This is a genomic window from Bradyrhizobium sp. SRS-191, assembly GCF_024586915.1.
GTDB lineage: Bacteria > Pseudomonadota > Alphaproteobacteria > Rhizobiales > Xanthobacteraceae > Bradyrhizobium.
The window spans coordinates 351,898-368,660 of record NZ_JANBVS010000002.1; the positions used below are offsets into that span (position 1 = coordinate 351,898).

A 16,763-nucleotide genomic window follows, 5' to 3' on the forward strand; every position below is an offset into this window, starting at 1 on the left:
GTCGCGTCGGTTGCGCTTGGTGCTGATGGCGCTAAGGTCGCGCGCCGAACGATCCAAGCCAGCCGAGAGGGAACACAATGGCGCGCATTCGCTGTATCACCGAGATGGGCATGGGCGTCGACGTCCACGGCCGCGACGCCACCAAGGCGGCGAAGCGCGCGGTGTCGGATGCGATCCGCCACTCCAGCCTCGGCTTCTTCCGCATGGTCGGCAAGACGCCGCAGGACATGCTGGTCGACGTGACCATCGCCGTTCCCAATCCCGAGGCGGTCGACACGGCTGCGGTCGCCAAGGAGCTGCCTTATGGCACGGTGACCGTCACCGCCGTGAAGGGCGGGCTGGAGATTCCCGCCGAGGCCGGCAGTGACGCCATCATCATCGCCAATGCCGCGGTGCTGGTGCATCTCGACGACGGCAAGTGAGCTTTCGCGCATCATCATGTGCGTGTCGTTCTGATGTGAATGTCAGACAGCGGAGCATGTCGTCGCGTTTCCGCGATGCCAGGCCATCCGGGGCATGTCCGGACGCTGGCCCTCTCTTGAACGGAGGGGGCAGGGAAGAGCGGGTATCCGCTGGACCCCGCGGACCCCGTGCGTGAAGACGTGCACGGGCGTCGCTCCAACATTGTCGTCGCTTGCTATTTGTCGAACTCATTCCATCAAATTTTTGCCAGTTTCAGACGCCCGCGACCGGGCTTTGTCTTGGCAGGGTCCTGTCAGGGTCTTGGCAGCGGAGTGCGGCTCCGCCGCGATTTCGCCTCTCGGTTTCCAAGAGGTGAATGAATTCAGTTGATCTGGCGGAGATCAGCCGGAAACGGCGATGCTGACGCATTGAACAGCTTGCAAACGGTGCAGGAGCCGTCGTCGCTGCTTGCCGGTATCACAACCTTGAGATGTGCAAAAACAACTAATAACTCATAGGATGTTGTCGTCTCCGAGGCATTCGGCTGGAGGCAAACGCAGGACACGAGAGGCTGGAGGAGATCAAGGTCTCTTGATGGCCCTATCGTTCACGAAAGGAGACATGGTCATGTGCTTAAGCTCCGCGATCCACATCGGTCGTCGCCAAGTCATCGGGACTTTGATCGGGCTTGGTGTCATTGCAACGAGTGCCGATGCGGCCTTTGCCGTCGACTTGGCATTCAGCCCTGATTGCCGGACGTTCTCGGCGATCAATGTCACGGCGCCGAACACCGGAATAACTTTCCGGAAGAATCCGAATAGTCCCACGACGCGTGCTGCCACCGCGACAGTGTTTCGAATCAATACCGCAAGCAATATCGTTATCCCCGCGGGTGGGGCGTCGTGCTTCTATGCCGTCGTGGGCAACGACAGCTATTGCTTTCTTGCTCGCAGCTCGCCCGCCATCGCCAACGTCAATGCGGTCCCAGGCACCAACGTTGCGGCAGCCCCCGCGTGTCAGTGATCCCGGCTGATGCGGTCGGACACAAAGAGGGGATCGTCGCAGCCATGACCCGCACGGCGCGGCAGACGAGTGCGGGACTAAGTCGACGAGCGGTCGGTCTCGGCCTTGGAAGGCCGTGCCGGCCGCTGTCCATGGCCGCTTTCAATTGGTCCTCGAGCCACAAGCGAATGGCGCGGGTGTCAGGTTCGCAATGAGCGGCAGATGCTCTTGGCGCCGCATCGCTCGGCGTTGTTTCCTGCGGGAAAAGGTTCCGGCTGATGATCGGTGCGGACCGCGCACGAACGATGAGCGGATTTGCCCGCCGTACAACCAAAAGAAGTATTAAAGAAGAATGATTGGATATAGGTTGGTGCACCAGGTTGTTGTTGCCTCCGGGATTGTTGCGGCTGGAGGCGACCTTGGGAAATTATCGGCGGAGAGAAGATCAACATGACCACCATTACGATCAATGTCATTAATGAGAGCCCCGAGCTGCAGAACTTTTTCATCTTTCAGCAGCCGGCGGTGGAGACGGTTGGACAGCAGGTCTATGCGAATAGTCTCGATAGCCAGGCTGTGTCGCCCCACACCACGTCGGACGCTCATCTCACATTCTTGATCGGGGATGTCGACTGCGAGCAGGTCATGATCTTCTACGTCCAGACAGGGACATATTCCGCCGGGACCGTCGTGAACGTCACGGACGCGTCGATCAATGCGGCGGTGTGCGATGCGACGTCCGGAGACACGACGTTCGACGTGACCTACAATGCCGATGGAAGCTGGAGTGTGCGGGCCATGCCTGTGGGAGAGGCGGCCAACAGTGCGTAAGGCTGGCGCGTGAAGGCGGGGCCGTGCACAACCGTCGGAGTGACATGATATCGCGCGCCGACATTGAGAGGCAGAACGCCTATCTCCTGCGACAGCAGCACGACTTCCGCCGCGCGGCTGACATCGTGACCGATGCGCTGGCCGCGTTCGAGGAGATCGCGGTGATCGGCTCGGTTGCCAAGCCGCGGTGGAAGCGACGCGGTGCCCGTCGCGTGCAGCCGCGTCAACCTCATTGGCTGCCCTCACTGATCCACCGCGCCAGTCCCTCCGCCAGCCCATCGAACATCGCGCGGATCGGCGGGAGGTCCTTCTGGTCCTCGTGCACGGCGAGCCAGCAGTCGAGCTTGAAGGCGACCTGGTCGGCGAGCACCGGCACCAGTGCTGGCTTGCGCTTCGCCATCGCCGTCTGCATGCCGCCGATGCCGAGGCCGGCCTCGATCGCGGTGACCTGGGCGACATCGGAATCGGTGCGGTAGGAGAAGAGCTCGCGCGAGAGCGGCAGTTGGGAGCTGGCGACCGAGCGCGCCGAATGATCGTCGCGGTCGAAGCCGATGACGTGATGCGCCTTGAGCGTCTCGATCGTGTCGGGCAGGCCGAAGCGGGCGATGTAGTCGCGGTGGGCGTAGAGGCGAAGCGGGATGCGGCCGAGCTTGCGCGCGACGAGGCCGTCCTGTTTCGGCCGGATCATGCGCACCGCGATGTCGGCGTCGCGCCTGAGCAGATCGTCGGTGCGGTTGTTCAGGACGAGCTCGATAACGATCTCGGGATAGCGCTTGCGGATGCCGGCCAGGATCGGCGGCAGCACGAAGGTTCCGACGATCTCGCTCGCCGAGATCCTGACCACGCCGCGCGGCTGCCCTGCATCGCCGCCGGTCCTGGCCGCGCGCACCAGCGCCGCGAACGCCGCTTCCATCGCCTCGGCATACGGCACCAGGGTCGCCGCCGCTTCGGTCGGCAGCAGGCCGGCCTGGGAGCGGGTGAACAGCGCGACGCCGAGACCGGCTTCGAGCTCGTCGATGTGGCGGCCGATGGTCGGCTGCGTCGACCCGGTCGCCCGCGCGGCCGCGGACAGGCTGCCCCGCCTGACGACGGCGAGGAACGAACGCAGCAGGCTCCAGTCCGAGGGTTCGATCATATAAAAATGTATAGCATCTCAAGAATGTTTGGCAATTTTCGTTTTGGGACAATCGGAGGAGATTGCAGGGACAGCAGGAGATCGATCCATGTCCCACGACACCAATGTCCCCACCGTCCTCATCCTCGGCCTAACCGGCGCGATCGGCGGCGCCGTCGCCAGCGCGCTGGCCCGGCGCGGCTTCACCATCCGTGCGCTGACGCGCCGGCCGCCGGCCGAACGGCCGTCCTTTGCCTTCCCGGTCGACTGGCGCGACGGCGATGCGCGCGATGCGGCCTCCGTGCTTGCGGCTGCCGAGGGCGCCAGCCTGATCGTGCACGGCGTCAATCCGCCGGGCTATGCGCGCTGGCGCGAGGATGCGCTGCCGATGCTTGCCAACACCATCGCGGCGGCGAAGGCGGCCGGGGCGACGATCGTGTTTCCGGGCAACGTCTACGTCTACTCATCAGCGTCGCCGGCGGTGGTCAGTGAAACGACGCCGCGGCAGCCGACGACACGGAAGGGGCAGGTGCGGCTGGAGATGGAGGAGATGCTGGAGCAGGCGGCGCGCGACCATGGCGTCCGCGTCATCGCCGTCAGGGCGGGCGACTTCTTCGGCCCCGGCGTGACCAACTCCTGGTTCGCACAGGCGCTGGCGAAGGGCGGCATGCAGGCAACGTCGGTGCAGCGCCTGACGCGGCCGGGCATCGGCCATGCCTGGGCGTACGTGCCCGATCTCGCGGAGACGTTCGCGCGCCTCGTCGACATCAGCGCCGAGCTGCCGGCCTACACGATGCTGAATTTCACCGGGCACTACGATGCGACAGGGCATGACATGACCGACGCAGTCCGCCGCGTGCGCGAAAAGCCCGACCTGCCGGTGAAGCCGTTCCCCTGGATCATCCTCTGGCTCGCCGCGCCCTTCATAGGCTTCATGCGCGAGGCGATCGAGATGCGCTGGCTGTGGAAGCAGAGTCTTGCGCTGGATAACGGCGGGCTGGTCGGGCTGCTGGGACAGGAGCCGCATACGCCGCTGGATGAGGCGGTGAAGGCGGCGCTCGGGAAGTCCGGCTGAACGGACTGTCGTGTTGGTCACGGGCGGACTCCGGGAAAGCCGTTAACGGACCGCGTTGCTTGCTGCGAACCGCTACGGCGGTGACACGTGCTTCCTCGATCTCGCGGCGCCCACGGCGTCCGAGCTATGCGGGTCGTTTCACCCTCGAAATGCCGAGGGCGCAGGGAATGCCGGGCGCTGGCCGCACCCATGGCCCGCCAGCGAAAGAAAATGCTGGCGGCAGGTACCACAGGTTCAGCCGAGACATCCCGGCATTCCCCGCGCGACGGTTTTACGGCTTATACGTCCTCTCCCCGGGGACCGGCTGTCTTGCCCCCGTCACGAATGGATCATCGTCACCATCCGCTTGGCCTCAGCACCGGGAGGCCAGGACCCTACGATTTCGCCGACGCACAGTCTCGTTCGTCCGCATGACCAGCATGCTGCGAGACCCGCGCGCCCATCGCATCCCACCCCGCGTGTCGTGACGATCGCGAAACGCCCCTCGTGCCGAGGCGGGACGGGCACATACAATCATGATTTTCGGAAAAGCGGAAGCGCGATATTTTTCGCGGCGGGACTGGACACGGGTGATGTCGTTGCCGCATCGCGCTAAATGAGATTTTCCGAGCACGAGCGCCCGGCGCTGATCTCGCGGCCATAGGACCAGCCCTGGGAGGCCAAGTCGCCCGTCGGGTCGCACCGCTTGTCCTTGGGATGGCCGCCCTTCGAAGGATTGACGCCGGCGGTAAAAATGCGGAAACACGCATCAGGACGCATGGTTTGGTTTATTCGCTCGACAAGTGAATTGCAGGGGTGGGGACGGGGCATTGACCAGCTTCTATGAGCGGCCGATTCTCAATTCGCCGTATGCTGCGCCGCAGTGGCACCATCCGATGGACGATCACGGCCAGCCACTCGATGGGCCGCCGCGGCCGGGGCGCCGGCCGTCGCGGTTCATCGTTCCCGTGCCCGCGGCGCGGAAGAAGGCGGCTAGCGCGCAAGCGTCGCTGGAGCTCGAGACCTACAGCGAGAATGCGCTGATCAACGAGATCCGCGGTCACGTCGATTCCTGGCGCAGCTTGCGCAATCCGGCCGATTGGGGCGTGACGTCGGCGACGCAGCGGCTGCTCGAACATTGGCGGCACCACGAGTTCGTCGGTCCGCGACCGTTCTTCTGTCAGATCGAGGCGGCCGAGACCATCATCTGGTTCACCGAGGTCGCGCCGAAGCGGGCCGCCACCCGGAAATTCCTCGATGAACTGCGCAAGGCCAATGACGAGGCCAACCCGGAGCTGTTCAGGCTGGCGCTGAAGATGGCGACGGGCACCGGCAAGACCACGGTCATGGCGATGCTGATCGCCTGGCAGACTGTCAACGCCGTGCGCAGGGATTCCAAGGACTTCTCCCGCGCCTTCCTGATCGTGGCACCGGGCATCACCATCCGCGACCGGCTGCGCGTGCTGATGCCGAGCGAGCCGGACAATTACTACGAGACGCGCGAGATCGTGCCGCCGGAGATGCTTCCGGACATCCGTCGCGCCGAGATCGTCATCACCAACTATCACGCCTTCCAGCACCGCGAGACGCTGTCGCTGAGCAAGGTCGCGCGCAGCTTTCTGACGGGCAACGCGCCGGAGCCGATCAAGACCACCGAGACCGATGCCGAGATGCTGAAGCGCGCTTGCGAGAAGCTGCTGAGCTTCGAGCGGGTCAATGTCATCAACGACGAGGCGCATCATTGCTATAGGCACAAGCAGGGCGAGGACGAGGAGGGCGGCCTCACCGGTGAGGACAAGAAGGAGGCGGCCGAGAACGAGGAGGCGGCCAGGCTGTGGATCAGCGGCATCGAGGCGCTGAACCGCAAGCTCGCGAAGGGTGTCCGCGCGGTCTATGATCTCTCGGCGACGCCGTTCTTCCTGCGCGGCTCCGGCTATCGCGAGGGCGTGCTGTTTCCCTGGGTGGTCTCCGACTTCAGCCTGATGGACGCGATCGAGAGCGGCATCGTCAAGTTGCCGCGCGTCCCAGTCACGGACAATCTGGTGCAGACCGATGCGGTGGTGTACCGCGATCTTTGGAAGCATGTCGGCAAGGAATTGCCGAAGACCGCCGCTGGTGCCAGCAAGCTCAGTCCGCTCGACCTGCCGAACATGATGAAGACGGCGCTCCATGCGCTGTACAGTCACTATGTAGGCGAGTTCAGGCGGTGGGAAGCTGCTGGCATCGGCGTGCCGCCGGTCTTCATCGTGGTCTGCCAGAATACCGCGATCTCGAAATTGGTCTTTGAATATGTCGCCGGTTTCGAGCGAGACATCGAGGATAGCGAGCGGTCGGCTTTCCAGCCCGGAGAATTGAAGCTCTTCAGCAATTACGACGATCAGGGCACGCGTTTGCCGAAGCCCCGCACTTTGCTCATCGACTCCCGGCAGCTCGAATCCGGCGAGGCGCTCGACAAGGGGTTCCGCGAGGCAGCCGGTCCGGAGATCGAGCAGTTCAAGCGCGAGCGCGCGGGTCGCGAGGGCGCGGGCGGGCAGGGTGAGGTCAGCGACAGCGAGATCCTCCGAGAGGTCATGAACACGGTCGGCCGCAAGGACCGGCTCGGCGAGCAGATCCGCTGCGTGGTCTCGGTGTCGATGCTGACCGAGGGCTGGGATACGAACACCGTCACGCATATTTTCGGGATACGCGCGTTCGGCACCCAGCTTTTGTGCGAGCAGGTGGTCGGCCGCGGCCTGCGCCGGCAGTCCTATGAGCTCAATCCCAAGACCGGCCTGTTCGACGTCGAATATGCCGACATCATGGGAATTCCGTTCGACTTTGCTTCGTCCCCGCAGGAGACTAAGCCGACCGCGCCAAAGCCGGTGACGCGGGTCCATGCGATCAAGGAGCGCTCCAGCCTGGAGATCGTATTTCCTCGCGTGAGCGGCTATCGCCGTGATTTGCCGTCCGAGAAGCTGCAAGCCGAGTTTACCGCAGACAGCCGGCTGGAGATCACGCCGCAGGACATCGGCCCGACCAAGGTGGTGATGGAGGGCATCGTCGGTGCTGGTGTCACGATCGAGCCCGACGAATTGAAGGCGCTGCGCTCGTCGGAGATCAGCTTCAACCTCGCCAAGCATCTGCTCTACACGCATTTCCGGGATGATGACGGCTTCCCCAAGCAGCATCTGTTTCCGCAGATCCAGCGTATCGCCCGCCGCTGGATCGACGAGGGCTATCTGGTGACGAGAGGCGTGCCGATCGGCGCCATCCTCTACAAGGACCAGCTCGCGCGCGCGGCCGAGAAGATCAACATCGCCTGCACCCGCGGCAGCGCCGGGCGGCTGCTCGCGGTGCTCGATCCCTACAATCCCAAGGGCTCAACGCGCTTCGTCAACTTCATCACCTCCAAGCCGGTGTGGAAGACCGGCGCGCAGCCGCCGAAATGCCAGATCAGCCACGTCGTTGTTGACAGCGACTGGGAGGAGCAGCTCGCGCTGACGCTGGAAGGTCATCCGCGCGTGCTCGCCTATGCCAAGAACCAGGCGCTCGGCTTCGACATTCCCTATCTCGATGCCGGCGTGATGCGCCGCTACATCCCGGATTTCCTGGTCCGACTCGATGTCGGCGCGGAGGAGCCGCTCAACCTCGTGCTCGAAGTGAAGGGCCAGCGTGACGAGAGCGACAAGGCCAAGGCGCAGACTGCGCGCGATCTCTGGGCCCCCGGCGTCACCGCCCTCGGTGGCTTCGGCCGCTGGGCGTATGCGGAATTCCGCGACTGGGCGTCCATGGAGGAGGATTTTGCCAAGCTGGTCGACCGGCTGATGTCGGAATCCGCATCTGCGACCGCGCAGGTGCCGGCATGATCGACGAGAACAAGAGAGATTGCCCCCTTGGGGCACGTCATGGCCGGGCTTGTCCCGGCCATCCACGTCGTCCGGCGATGTGGATGGACGTGGATGCCCGGGACAAGCCCGGGCATGACGAGGATAGAGTTGCGTGCATCTCTGCGCGTCGCATCTGACGCTGCTTAGCTTACCGAGACTGAATGATGGCCCGTTCGCCGAAATCTCCCAAGCCCTCCAAATCCACCAAGCAGGTCGATGCGCTCAAGCACGAGGCGGCGTCGCGGCGGAACATTCCGACGGCGGAGATGGAGAGCTTCTTCCGGCGCGACGAGGATGCCTCGCCGCTGCCGCCGAAGCACTATCCGCGGGCGCGGCCGTTGCCGGAGGGTACCACGCGCACGCCGGAGGAGCCGAGCCAGCCGGAGCTGATCTGGAACGGCATGCGCATCACCATCACCGAGGCGCAGAAGCAGGAACTGGCAGAGACCGGCAAGCTGACTCTGTCGGATGCGCAACTGGTCTGGCGCGGCAAGGACCGGCAGGACTGGTCCGACCTCGTCGTCAACGTGCCGCCGCTCTACATCCAGGAGAAGATCCATCCCAAGGCCATCATCGACGACCTGAAGCGTGAGACCGCCGAGCGGCGCGAGGCCGGCAGCGACGCGCCCGATCTGTTCGCCGACTTCAACGGCATCGAACCGGACCAGCGCGCCGAGTTCTACCAGCACGACCAGCACTGGTCGAACCGCATGATCCTCGGCGACAGTCTTCAGGTGATGGCGAGCCTCGCCGAGCGCGAGGCGCTGCGCGGCAAGGTGCAGTGCATCTATTTTGACCCGCCCTATGGCATCAAGTTCAACTCGAACTGGCAGGTCTCGACCCAGTCACCTGATGTCAAGGACGGCAAGCAGACCGACATCAGCCGCGAGCCGGAGCAGGTCAAGGCGTTCCGGGATACGTGGAAGGATGGGATACACAGCTACCTCGCGTATTTGCGTGATCGACTGACCGTAGTCCGCGATCTCCTGACTGAAAGCGGATCGGTCTTTGTACAGATCGGCGACGAGAATGTGCATCGAGTTCGCGCGGTCATGGACGAGGTGTTTGGAGCTGGGAACTGCGTTAGCGAGATTATCGTTCAGAAAACTTATGGATTTTCCTCGGACGCGATTTCAAATGTGTCAGATTACATTCTTTGGTATGCCCGACATCGTCCGTCGCTAAAGTGGCGTAGCTTGTATGAGGCTAAGCCATTCGTGCTTGGTGAAGGAAATGCCAAGTGGCTTATGTTTCCCGATTTTACGTATCGTGGCGTATCCGCTAGTGAAAAATCATCTCAAGTGATACCTGAAGGCGCGAGACCATATAATCCCGATAACCTAATCTCTCAAGGGCGAGCATCAGATCGCCAGCCGCTGACGTATCGAGGTGTAACCTCTGATCCGTGGGAGAAAAATTCACACTGGAAGGCGAACTACCCTGAAGGTGTTAATCGCCTTGTACGGAGTGAGCGGCTGCATCTGGCAAGCAACAGCTTCCGCTATCGCCGTTTTCATAACGACTTTTCCTACCAGCCGTACTCAAACATTTGGACCGACACAGGCACAGGTAATTTTACCGAAAGTAAGATCTATATAGTTCAATCGGGCAGCAAGACTGTTGAACGCTGCATCTTGATGTCAACCGATCCCGGCGATCTTGTGCTCGACCCGACCTGCGGCTCTGGTACGACCGCTTACGTCTCGGAATATTGGGGGCGCCGTTGGGTCACCATCGATACCAGCCGCGTAGCGCTTGCGCTTGCGCGTGCTCGTTTGATGGCCGCTCGATATCCTTGGTTTCTCCTCGTCGATAGTGTGGAGGGGCGAGTAAAAGAGGCGGAGCTTACCCAGCGCGCACCACTAGGCGGGGGCATTCGCAACGATGTCCGTCAGGGCTTCGTCTACTATCGTGCTCCACACATTAGTCTGGGCGATATCGCAAGAAATAGTGCTGTGGACGACATCTGGGACAAGTGGCAGCAGATCCAGGAGCCGCTACGCGCGACGCTGAATGCGGCGATGAGCAAGAGCTGGGAGGAGTGGCAAATCCCACGCGAGCTGCCGGCCGATGCGCCGACGGAGGCAAAGGAGCCACACGCAAAATGGTGGGAGGCGCGGATCGCGCGGCAGCGCGAGATCGATGACTCGATCGCGGCGCGGGCCGAGGTCGAATATCTCTACGACAAGCCGTATCAGGACAATGGCCGTGTCCGCGTCGCCGGCCCGTTCACGGTCGAGAGCCTGTCGCCGCACCGCGCCGCGCCCGCGAGCGAGGAGGAACTGATCGACCTGATCGACGCCGCCGAGGGCAAGCGCGCGGCGGGAGATGCCGATCTCGCCGGACAGGACTTTGCGGCCATCGTGATCGACTATCTCAAGACCGAAGGCGTCAAGCAGCAGGCCAAGGGCGACCGCATCACCTTCGAGAGCCTGTCGCCTTGGCCGGGCAATTTCATCGGCGCCAGCGGCAGCTTCATTGAAGGCGACAACGGCCCGGAGCGCCGCGCCGCGATCCTGATCGGCCCGGAATACGGCACGGTCGGCCGGCAGGACATCGTCGCCGCCGCGCGCGAGGCGGTTGACGCCCGTTTCGATGTGCTGATCGCCTGCGCCTTCAATTTCGATGCGCATTCCTCGGAGCTGGGCAGCCTCGGCAGCCTGAAGATCCTGAAAGCGCGCATCAATCCCGACATGCACATGTCGGACGAGCTGAAGAACACCGGCCGCGGCAACATGTTCGTGGTGTTCGGCGAGCCCGACGTCGAGATCCTCGACGCGGGCGGGCCGGAGATCCGCGTCAAGGTCAACGGCGTCGACGTGTTCGATCCCAACACCGGCGACATCCGCTCCAATGATACCAAGGGCATCGCCGCCTGGTTCATCGACACCGACTACAACGAGGAAAGCTTCTTCGTCCGCCACGCCTATTTCCTCGGCGCCAACGATCCCTACAAGAGCCTCAAGACCGCCCTTCAGGCCGACATCGACGAGGACGCCTGGGCGACGCTCTATTCGGATACGTCACGGCCGTTCCCACGCCCGAAGAGCCGGCGCATCGCGGTCAAGGTGATCAACCATTTTGGCGATGAAGTGATGAAGGTGTTCGGGGTGTAGCGATGGCCGTGCTGATCGAAGCGATCTCCGTCGTCGTCAAACTGAGCTCGCTCTTCGAGCGTTCTCCGGCGGGATGGGAGGATCTCAAGACATCGGTGCCCAACAACACTCTTTGCTCGGATAATGAACTTGCGCGTGTCGGCTTCATGATGGCCGAAGATGTCCGACCGTTTGTGGAGAGTTTGACAGCTAGCTGCGGTCTCATTCACATTGCCGGTGGCGAAGCAGTGGACGTCGTGGTGGTCGATCAACTGGCGGGGCCAAAATCGAAATGTTCATGGATCGAGTACGGTCATCTGAATCTCGGTGGCAATCCGAAGATGCGTGTGGCAGCGTGTCGCCTTAAGGGCAGCAAGCTTACGCAAATCTTCACGCCGGAGGGCTGGGAATTCGAGCAGAGTCTGTCCCGTAGCTACGGCTTTGTTCCTGGCGGCTCTGAGGCGAAGTCATTGACCTTCCTACGAAGGCAAGACGGTGTTGATGTCTATCTCAATACCCTGACTGGTAAAGAGGTGTACGTCGGACGAACTTTTGGGGACCAAAGTTAAACTCATGAACTTCCTCCTCGCCGATACATTCACCGCCTCCTTCGCCCGACTCTCCGGCGCGGACCAGAAGGCTGTGAAGGCGAGCGTGTTCGACCTTCAGCTCGACCCTAGCGGCAACGGGTTGCAACTGCACCGGATCGACAACAGCAAGGACCGCAATTTCTGGTCGGCGCGGGTCAATCGCGATGTCAGGCTGATCCTCCACAAGACCGGCGATACCGTGCTCGTCGCCTATGTCGGCCATCACGATGAGGCCTATGCCTGGGCCGAGCGGCGCCGGATCGAAGCGCATCCGCGCACCGGGGCGATCCAGATCGTCGAGGTGCGCGAGCGGGTCGAGGAGGTGGCGCCTCCGGCGACGCTGGATCTGGTCGCGCCCGAGCAGGTGAAGGGCAGGGCGAGAGAGGCGGCGCCCCTGCTGTTCGCCGGGCTCGATGACGAGGCGCTGCTGTCGATCGGCGTGCCGGCGGACTGGCTCGCCGACGTCAGGGCGGCCGACGAGGACGGCTTCTTCACGCTGACGAAGCATCTGCCGGCCGAGGCGGCGGAGGCGCTGCTCGAATATGCCGCCACCGGCAAGCTGCCGGTCCCGGCGCCGGCCGCCGCCGATCCCTATGCACATCCCGATGCCCTGCGCCGCATCCGGCCCATTGCCGGACACGAGGAGCTGGAGCAGGCACTCGCCTACCCCTGGGAGAAGTGGGGCGTCTTCCTGCATCCCTCGCAGCGCGCGCTGGTCGAGCGCAGCTTTGCCGGGCCGGCGCGGGTCGCGGGCTCCGCCGGCACCGGCAAGACCATCGTCGCGATCCATCGCGCCGTCAGGCTCGCGCGCGACAATCCCAGCGCAAAAATCCTGCTGGCGAGTTTTTCGCAGCCGCTGGCGGATAGCCTCGCGCGAAAACTGCGCGTGCTGGCGCCGGAGACCGGCGGCGTGGTGCCGCGCATCACCACCGCCTCGTTCAAGGGTATCGCCGAGCAGATGTATCAGCTCGAACATGGCGTTCGGCCGCGCATCGCCTCCGAGCAGGTGCTGCGCGAGCGGCTGCGCGCGGCGGCGGCCGACCTCAAGGGGTTTTCCGAGCGCTTCCTGCTGTCGGAATGGATCAACGTCGTCGATGCCTGGGGACTCGCCTCGCTCGACGCCTATTCCACGGTGCAGCGGATGGGGCGCAAGAGCCGGCTCGGCCCCAACCAGCGCGCGCGGCTGTGGCCGGTGTTCGCCGCGGTGCGCGCGGCGCTCGCGGCCGAGCGCTACACGACCTGGGCCAACGTCTTCACCGACCTGGCTACGGCGCTCGACGGCCGGGCGATCAAGCCGTTCGATCATGTCGTGATCGACGAAGCGCAGGACCTCGCGCCGGCCGAACTGCGCTTCTTTGCAGGCTTGGCGCCGAAAGCGAATGACGGGCTGTTCCTGGCCGGCGACGCCGGGCAGCGCATCTTCCAGCATCCGTATTCCTGGGCGAGCCTCGGCGTCGACGTGCGCGGCCGCTCGTTCACCTTGAAGGTCTGTTATCGCACCTCGCAGCAGATCAGGCGCGCCGCTGACCGGCTGCTGCCGACGGTCTTACGCGATTCCGACGGGCTGGAGGACGAGCGGCGCGGCATCATCTCGGTGTTCGAGGGGCCGCCGCCGGAGGTCAGGGCGTTCGCCGATGTCGCGGCGGAAGGCGCGCATGTCGGCGCGACCATTGCGGGATGGCTCGCTGACGGCATCGCGCCGCAGGAGATCGGTGTGTTCGTGCGCACCGAGGCGCTGGTCGCGCGGGCGCGGGATGCGTTGGCCGGGATTGCCGGTGCGGAGGCGATCACCACGGGCGCGATGAGCCTCGCCAAGGGGCTGGAGTTTCGCGCCGTCGTCGTGATGGCCTGCGACGAGGGCATCCTGCCGCTCGACGAGCGCGTCGAGGACGCCGCCGACGAGGCCGAGCTCGACGATATCTACGAGACCGAGCGGCGGCTGCTCTATGTCGCCTGCACGCGTGCGCGCGAGCATCTGCTGCTGACCGGCACGACCCCGGCGTCGGCCTATCTGGCCGATTTCATGCAGTGAGGTCTTATCGCCCTCACTCCACCGCATCCTTCTTCGCGATCCGATGCAATTGCTCGAACAGATCGGCCTGCTCACTGGTGCATAGACACACACCCTGCGCCGAATCCGCCTCGCCCGCGTTCAGGTAGGCGTGGCCCATGGTGCTGTCGAGGTACATGCCGTCGCCTTCGTGCAGGATCTCCGGCGCGTAGAACTCGGTGTGGACGGCGATGGTGCCGCGGGTGACCAGGAAGTATTCCTCGCCGCTGTGGCGGAGCAGGGGGCCGAACTCTTCCAATGTGCGGGCGCGCACCTCGGTGATCATCGGCACCATGCGTTTGCCGATCAGGTCGGTGCATTGATAGGTGTAGGTGTAGAACTTGGTGTTCACGACCTGGCCCTGGCCGGCGCGGCTGATGCTGCGGCGGGCGGTCACGGCGCGGCCGGGCTCGGGGCGCGGCGCGGCCGGGCTGAACAGCTCGGCGATGTCCATCTGCAGGCCTGAGGTGAGCTGCAGCAGCTTGTCATAGGTCAGCGACATCAGGCCGTTCTCGACCTTCGACAAGGTCGACAGCGCCATGCCGGTCTTTTCGGCCACCTGCTTGAGGGTCAGGCCGCGCGCCTGGCGGGCCGCCTTCAGGCACTGGCCGAGCTGGGAATGGGGGCCTTCGGCGGCGGTCTCGCTGACGACGGTGTCGGTCACTTCAGGGCTCCGGAAAATCCGTTAGCGGATCGGGTGGTCTGCGGCGCGGCGGCAGTCGGGCAATGTCGCGCGAAACCAGTCGACGAATCAATGGGCTGGACCGGCGCTTCACGGGCATGCGTGACGCGCGGTGGAACATTGCGTTTTCAAGTCGTGCATTCGATTTCTTATGTGCTAAATAGTTTTCCGAAACGGAAAAGAGAAGCCCTGTGGACTCGATTTGCGACAAGACGGCCGGCGAGCTGGTCAAGCTGCTGAAATCAAAGGCCATCTCGCCTGTGGCGCTGCTCGATTCGTGCCTGGAGCGGATCGCCGCGGTCAACCCGGCGGTCAATGCCGTGGTGACACTCGATGAGGCCGGCGCCCGGGCGGCCGCTGAGCGTGCCGAGGCCGAGCTCGCCAAGGGCGAGGACAAGGGCCCGCTGCACGGCCTGCCGGTGCTGATCAAGGACACCCAGGACACGGCCGGGATGCGCTCGACCTATGGCAGTCCGATCCTGGCGGACAATGTGCCGGCGATCGACCAGGCGTCGGTGGCGCGGCTGCGGGCCGCGGGCGCGGTCATCTTCGGCAAGACCAACACGCCGGAATGGGCTGCGGGCGGCAACACCCGTAATCCCGTGTTCGGCGCGACCGGCAATCCCTTCGACCCCTTGCGCTCGGCGGCCGGCTCCTCCGGCGGCTCGGCTGCTGCGCTGGCCTGCGGGATGGCGCCGCTCGCCTCGGGCTCCGACACCGGTGGGTCATTGCGCAATCCGGCCGGGTTCTGCGGCATCGTCGGCATGCGGCCGTCCTATGGTCTGGTGGCGAGCGAGAAGCGCGCGCATGGCTGGTCGTGTTTGTCGACCGACGGGCCGATGGCGCGCAGTGTCGCGGATACGGCGCTGATGCTGTCGGTGATGGCGAGCGACGACGCGCGGGATCCGCTCGCCTACACGTTGCCGGGCGAGGCGGTGCGCGGGCAACCCGCGCGCTGGGCCGCGCTGCCGCAGGCGGACTTGCGCAAGCTCAAGCTCGCCTTCACCGAGGATTTTGGCTTCGCGCCGACCGAGCGGCTGATCCGCCGCGCCTTCCGCGCGCGGGTGACGCGCATCGCGCCGTTGTTTGCGGAGGCAGCCGAAGCGACGCCGGATTGCAGCGGCGCCGACGAGACCTTCGCGGTGCTGCGCGCCTCGCTGTTCCTCACCCAGCACGGCAAGAATTATCGCGAGCGGCCTGAGATGATCGGGCCGAACGTGCGCGCCAATGTCGAGGAGGGGTTGTCCTACAGCCTCGAGGATTTTTCGCGCGCGGCCGCCAACCAGACTCGCATCTATCGCGCCTATCAGAGCTTCTTCGCCCGGCACGACGTGCTGATCAGCCCGACCATCACGCTCAGCCCGCGGCCTTGGGCGGAGCTGTACCCGGCCGAGATCGACGGCGTGCCGACCAAGTCCTACTTCCATTGGCTGGCGCTGGCCTATGCGGTGACGCTTGCCGGACATCCCGCGCTCAGCCTGCCGCTCGGCGTCGACGAGAACGGGCTGCCGTTCGGCCTGCAGATTGTCGGTCCGCGCGGCGGCGATGCGCTCGTGCTCGGCGTCGCCGCGGCCCTGGAGCTGGCCTTTGCCGGCGATGCCGAGCTGCGCCGGCCGCAGCCTGATCTCGCAAAGCTTGCCGCGCTGCCGCCGCTGGCGCAGACGCCCGGTTTCATGGCCTGGGACTAGAGCGGGCCTCAATGATCACCATCTTCCGGAGCTGACAATGTCCGACGCAAACTCATGGCCGTTCTCGCTGGTGCGCCGCGCCGGCGGCCTCGTCTTCCTGTCGGGCGAAGTCCCGGTCGCCGATGACGGCAGCATTCCCGAGGGCATCACGGCGCAGACCGAGCTCGTGTTCAAGCACATCTCGGAGACGCTGGCGGGCGAGGGACTGACGCTCGACGACATCGTGTCCTGCATGGTGCATCTCGCCGACAAGGTTGATTTCGCCGAATACAACGAAGCCTATCGCAAGCATTTCAAGGATCCGCTGCCGGTGCGCACCACGGTGCAGGCGCAGATGATCGCGGACGTTCGGCTGGAGGTCACCGTCGTCGCGGCGGCGCGGACCTGAT

At 64.3% G+C, this 16,763-nt stretch carries 12 protein-coding genes; 10 read left to right on the top strand and 2 right to left on the bottom strand.

The annotated features are described in order from the left end of the window. The first annotated feature begins 77 nt into the window (after positions 1-77). From NLR35_RS05395 to NLR35_RS05405, 3 genes are all read left to right on the top strand, one after another. Positions 78-422, top strand: a complete 345-nt coding sequence (locus tag NLR35_RS05395) for a Lin0512 family protein (protein WP_257165521.1) — start codon at positions 78-80, stop codon at positions 420-422. 574 nt (positions 423-996) lie between these two features. Next, positions 997-1,425 carry a hypothetical protein gene (locus tag NLR35_RS05400; protein ID WP_257165522.1) on the top strand — a complete coding sequence of 143 codons (429 nt, stop codon included), beginning with the start codon at positions 997-999 and terminating at the stop codon, positions 1,423-1,425. A 429-nt stretch (positions 1,426-1,854) separates the two neighbouring features. Next, positions 1,855-2,235, top strand: coding sequence for a hypothetical protein (locus NLR35_RS05405; RefSeq protein WP_257165523.1), 381 nt, complete (start codon positions 1,855-1,857; stop codon positions 2,233-2,235). 229 nt (positions 2,236-2,464) lie between these two features. On the opposite strand, the gene NLR35_RS05410 is transcribed toward NLR35_RS05405, so the two are convergent. Continuing rightward, positions 2,465-3,370 (bottom strand): LysR family transcriptional regulator, encoded by a 906-nt coding sequence (locus NLR35_RS05410; protein WP_257165524.1) that lies wholly within the window; start codon positions 3,368-3,370, stop codon positions 2,465-2,467. A gap of 88 nt (positions 3,371-3,458) precedes the next feature. Here NLR35_RS05410 and NLR35_RS05415 point away from each other — a divergent pair, with 88 nt between their 5' ends. From NLR35_RS05415 to NLR35_RS05435, 5 genes are all read left to right on the top strand, one after another. Then, a complete protein-coding gene (locus tag NLR35_RS05415) occupies positions 3,459-4,424 on the top strand; it encodes an NAD-dependent epimerase/dehydratase family protein (RefSeq protein ID WP_257165525.1) in 966 nt (321 codons plus the stop codon). Between the two features lie 809 nt (positions 4,425-5,233). Beyond that, a complete protein-coding gene (locus NLR35_RS05420; RefSeq protein WP_257165526.1) occupies positions 5,234-8,248 on the top strand; it encodes a BPTD_3080 family restriction endonuclease in 3,015 nt (1,004 codons plus the stop codon). Between the two features lie 182 nt (positions 8,249-8,430). Further along, the gene (locus NLR35_RS05425; RefSeq protein WP_257165527.1) at positions 8,431-11,385 is read left to right on the top strand and encodes a site-specific DNA-methyltransferase; all 2,955 of its coding nucleotides are present in this window, start codon (positions 8,431-8,433) and stop codon (positions 11,383-11,385) included. 2 nt (positions 11,386-11,387) lie between these two features. Further along, a complete protein-coding gene (locus NLR35_RS05430; protein WP_257165528.1) occupies positions 11,388-11,933 on the top strand; it encodes a hypothetical protein in 546 nt (181 codons plus the stop codon). A 4-nt stretch (positions 11,934-11,937) separates the two neighbouring features. Continuing rightward, entirely contained in the window at positions 11,938-13,986 is a 2,049-nt protein-coding gene (locus NLR35_RS05435) for a UvrD-helicase domain-containing protein (RefSeq protein ID WP_257165529.1), read from the top strand. A 13-nt stretch (positions 13,987-13,999) separates the two neighbouring features. On the opposite strand, the gene NLR35_RS05440 is transcribed toward NLR35_RS05435, so the two are convergent. Continuing rightward, positions 14,000-14,668: an XRE family transcriptional regulator gene (locus tag NLR35_RS05440; RefSeq protein ID WP_257165530.1), complete on the bottom strand. Its 669-nt coding sequence runs from the start codon at positions 14,666-14,668 to the stop codon at positions 14,000-14,002. A 209-nt stretch (positions 14,669-14,877) separates the two neighbouring features. Here NLR35_RS05440 and NLR35_RS05445 point away from each other — a divergent pair, with 209 nt between their 5' ends. Continuing rightward, entirely contained in the window at positions 14,878-16,374 is a 1,497-nt protein-coding gene (locus NLR35_RS05445; RefSeq protein ID WP_257165531.1) for an amidase, read from the top strand. Between the two features lie 37 nt (positions 16,375-16,411). After that, positions 16,412-16,762 (top strand): RidA family protein, encoded by a 351-nt coding sequence (locus NLR35_RS05450; protein ID WP_257165532.1) that lies wholly within the window; start codon positions 16,412-16,414, stop codon positions 16,760-16,762. The last annotated feature ends 1 nt before the right edge of the window (position 16,763 follow it).

Coding starts and splice junctions, on each gene's coding strand:
- NLR35_RS05430 (WP_257165528.1), top strand. CDS start 11,388: ATGGCCGTGCTGATCGAAGCGATCTCCGTCGTCGTCAAACTGAGCTCG.
- NLR35_RS05395 (WP_257165521.1), top strand. CDS start 78: ATGGCGCGCATTCGCTGTATCACCGAGATGGGCATGGGCGTCGACGTC.
- NLR35_RS05450 (WP_257165532.1), top strand. CDS start 16,412: ATGTCCGACGCAAACTCATGGCCGTTCTCGCTGGTGCGCCGCGCCGGC.
- NLR35_RS05410 (WP_257165524.1), bottom strand. CDS start 3,370: ATGATCGAACCCTCGGACTGGAGCCTGCTGCGTTCGTTCCTCGCCGTC.
- NLR35_RS05425 (WP_257165527.1), top strand. CDS start 8,431: ATGATGGCCCGTTCGCCGAAATCTCCCAAGCCCTCCAAATCCACCAAG.
- NLR35_RS05400 (WP_257165522.1), top strand. CDS start 997: ATGGCCCTATCGTTCACGAAAGGAGACATGGTCATGTGCTTAAGCTCC.
- NLR35_RS05405 (WP_257165523.1), top strand. CDS start 1,855: ATGACCACCATTACGATCAATGTCATTAATGAGAGCCCCGAGCTGCAG.
- NLR35_RS05435 (WP_257165529.1), top strand. CDS start 11,938: ATGAACTTCCTCCTCGCCGATACATTCACCGCCTCCTTCGCCCGACTC.
- NLR35_RS05415 (WP_257165525.1), top strand. CDS start 3,459: ATGTCCCACGACACCAATGTCCCCACCGTCCTCATCCTCGGCCTAACC.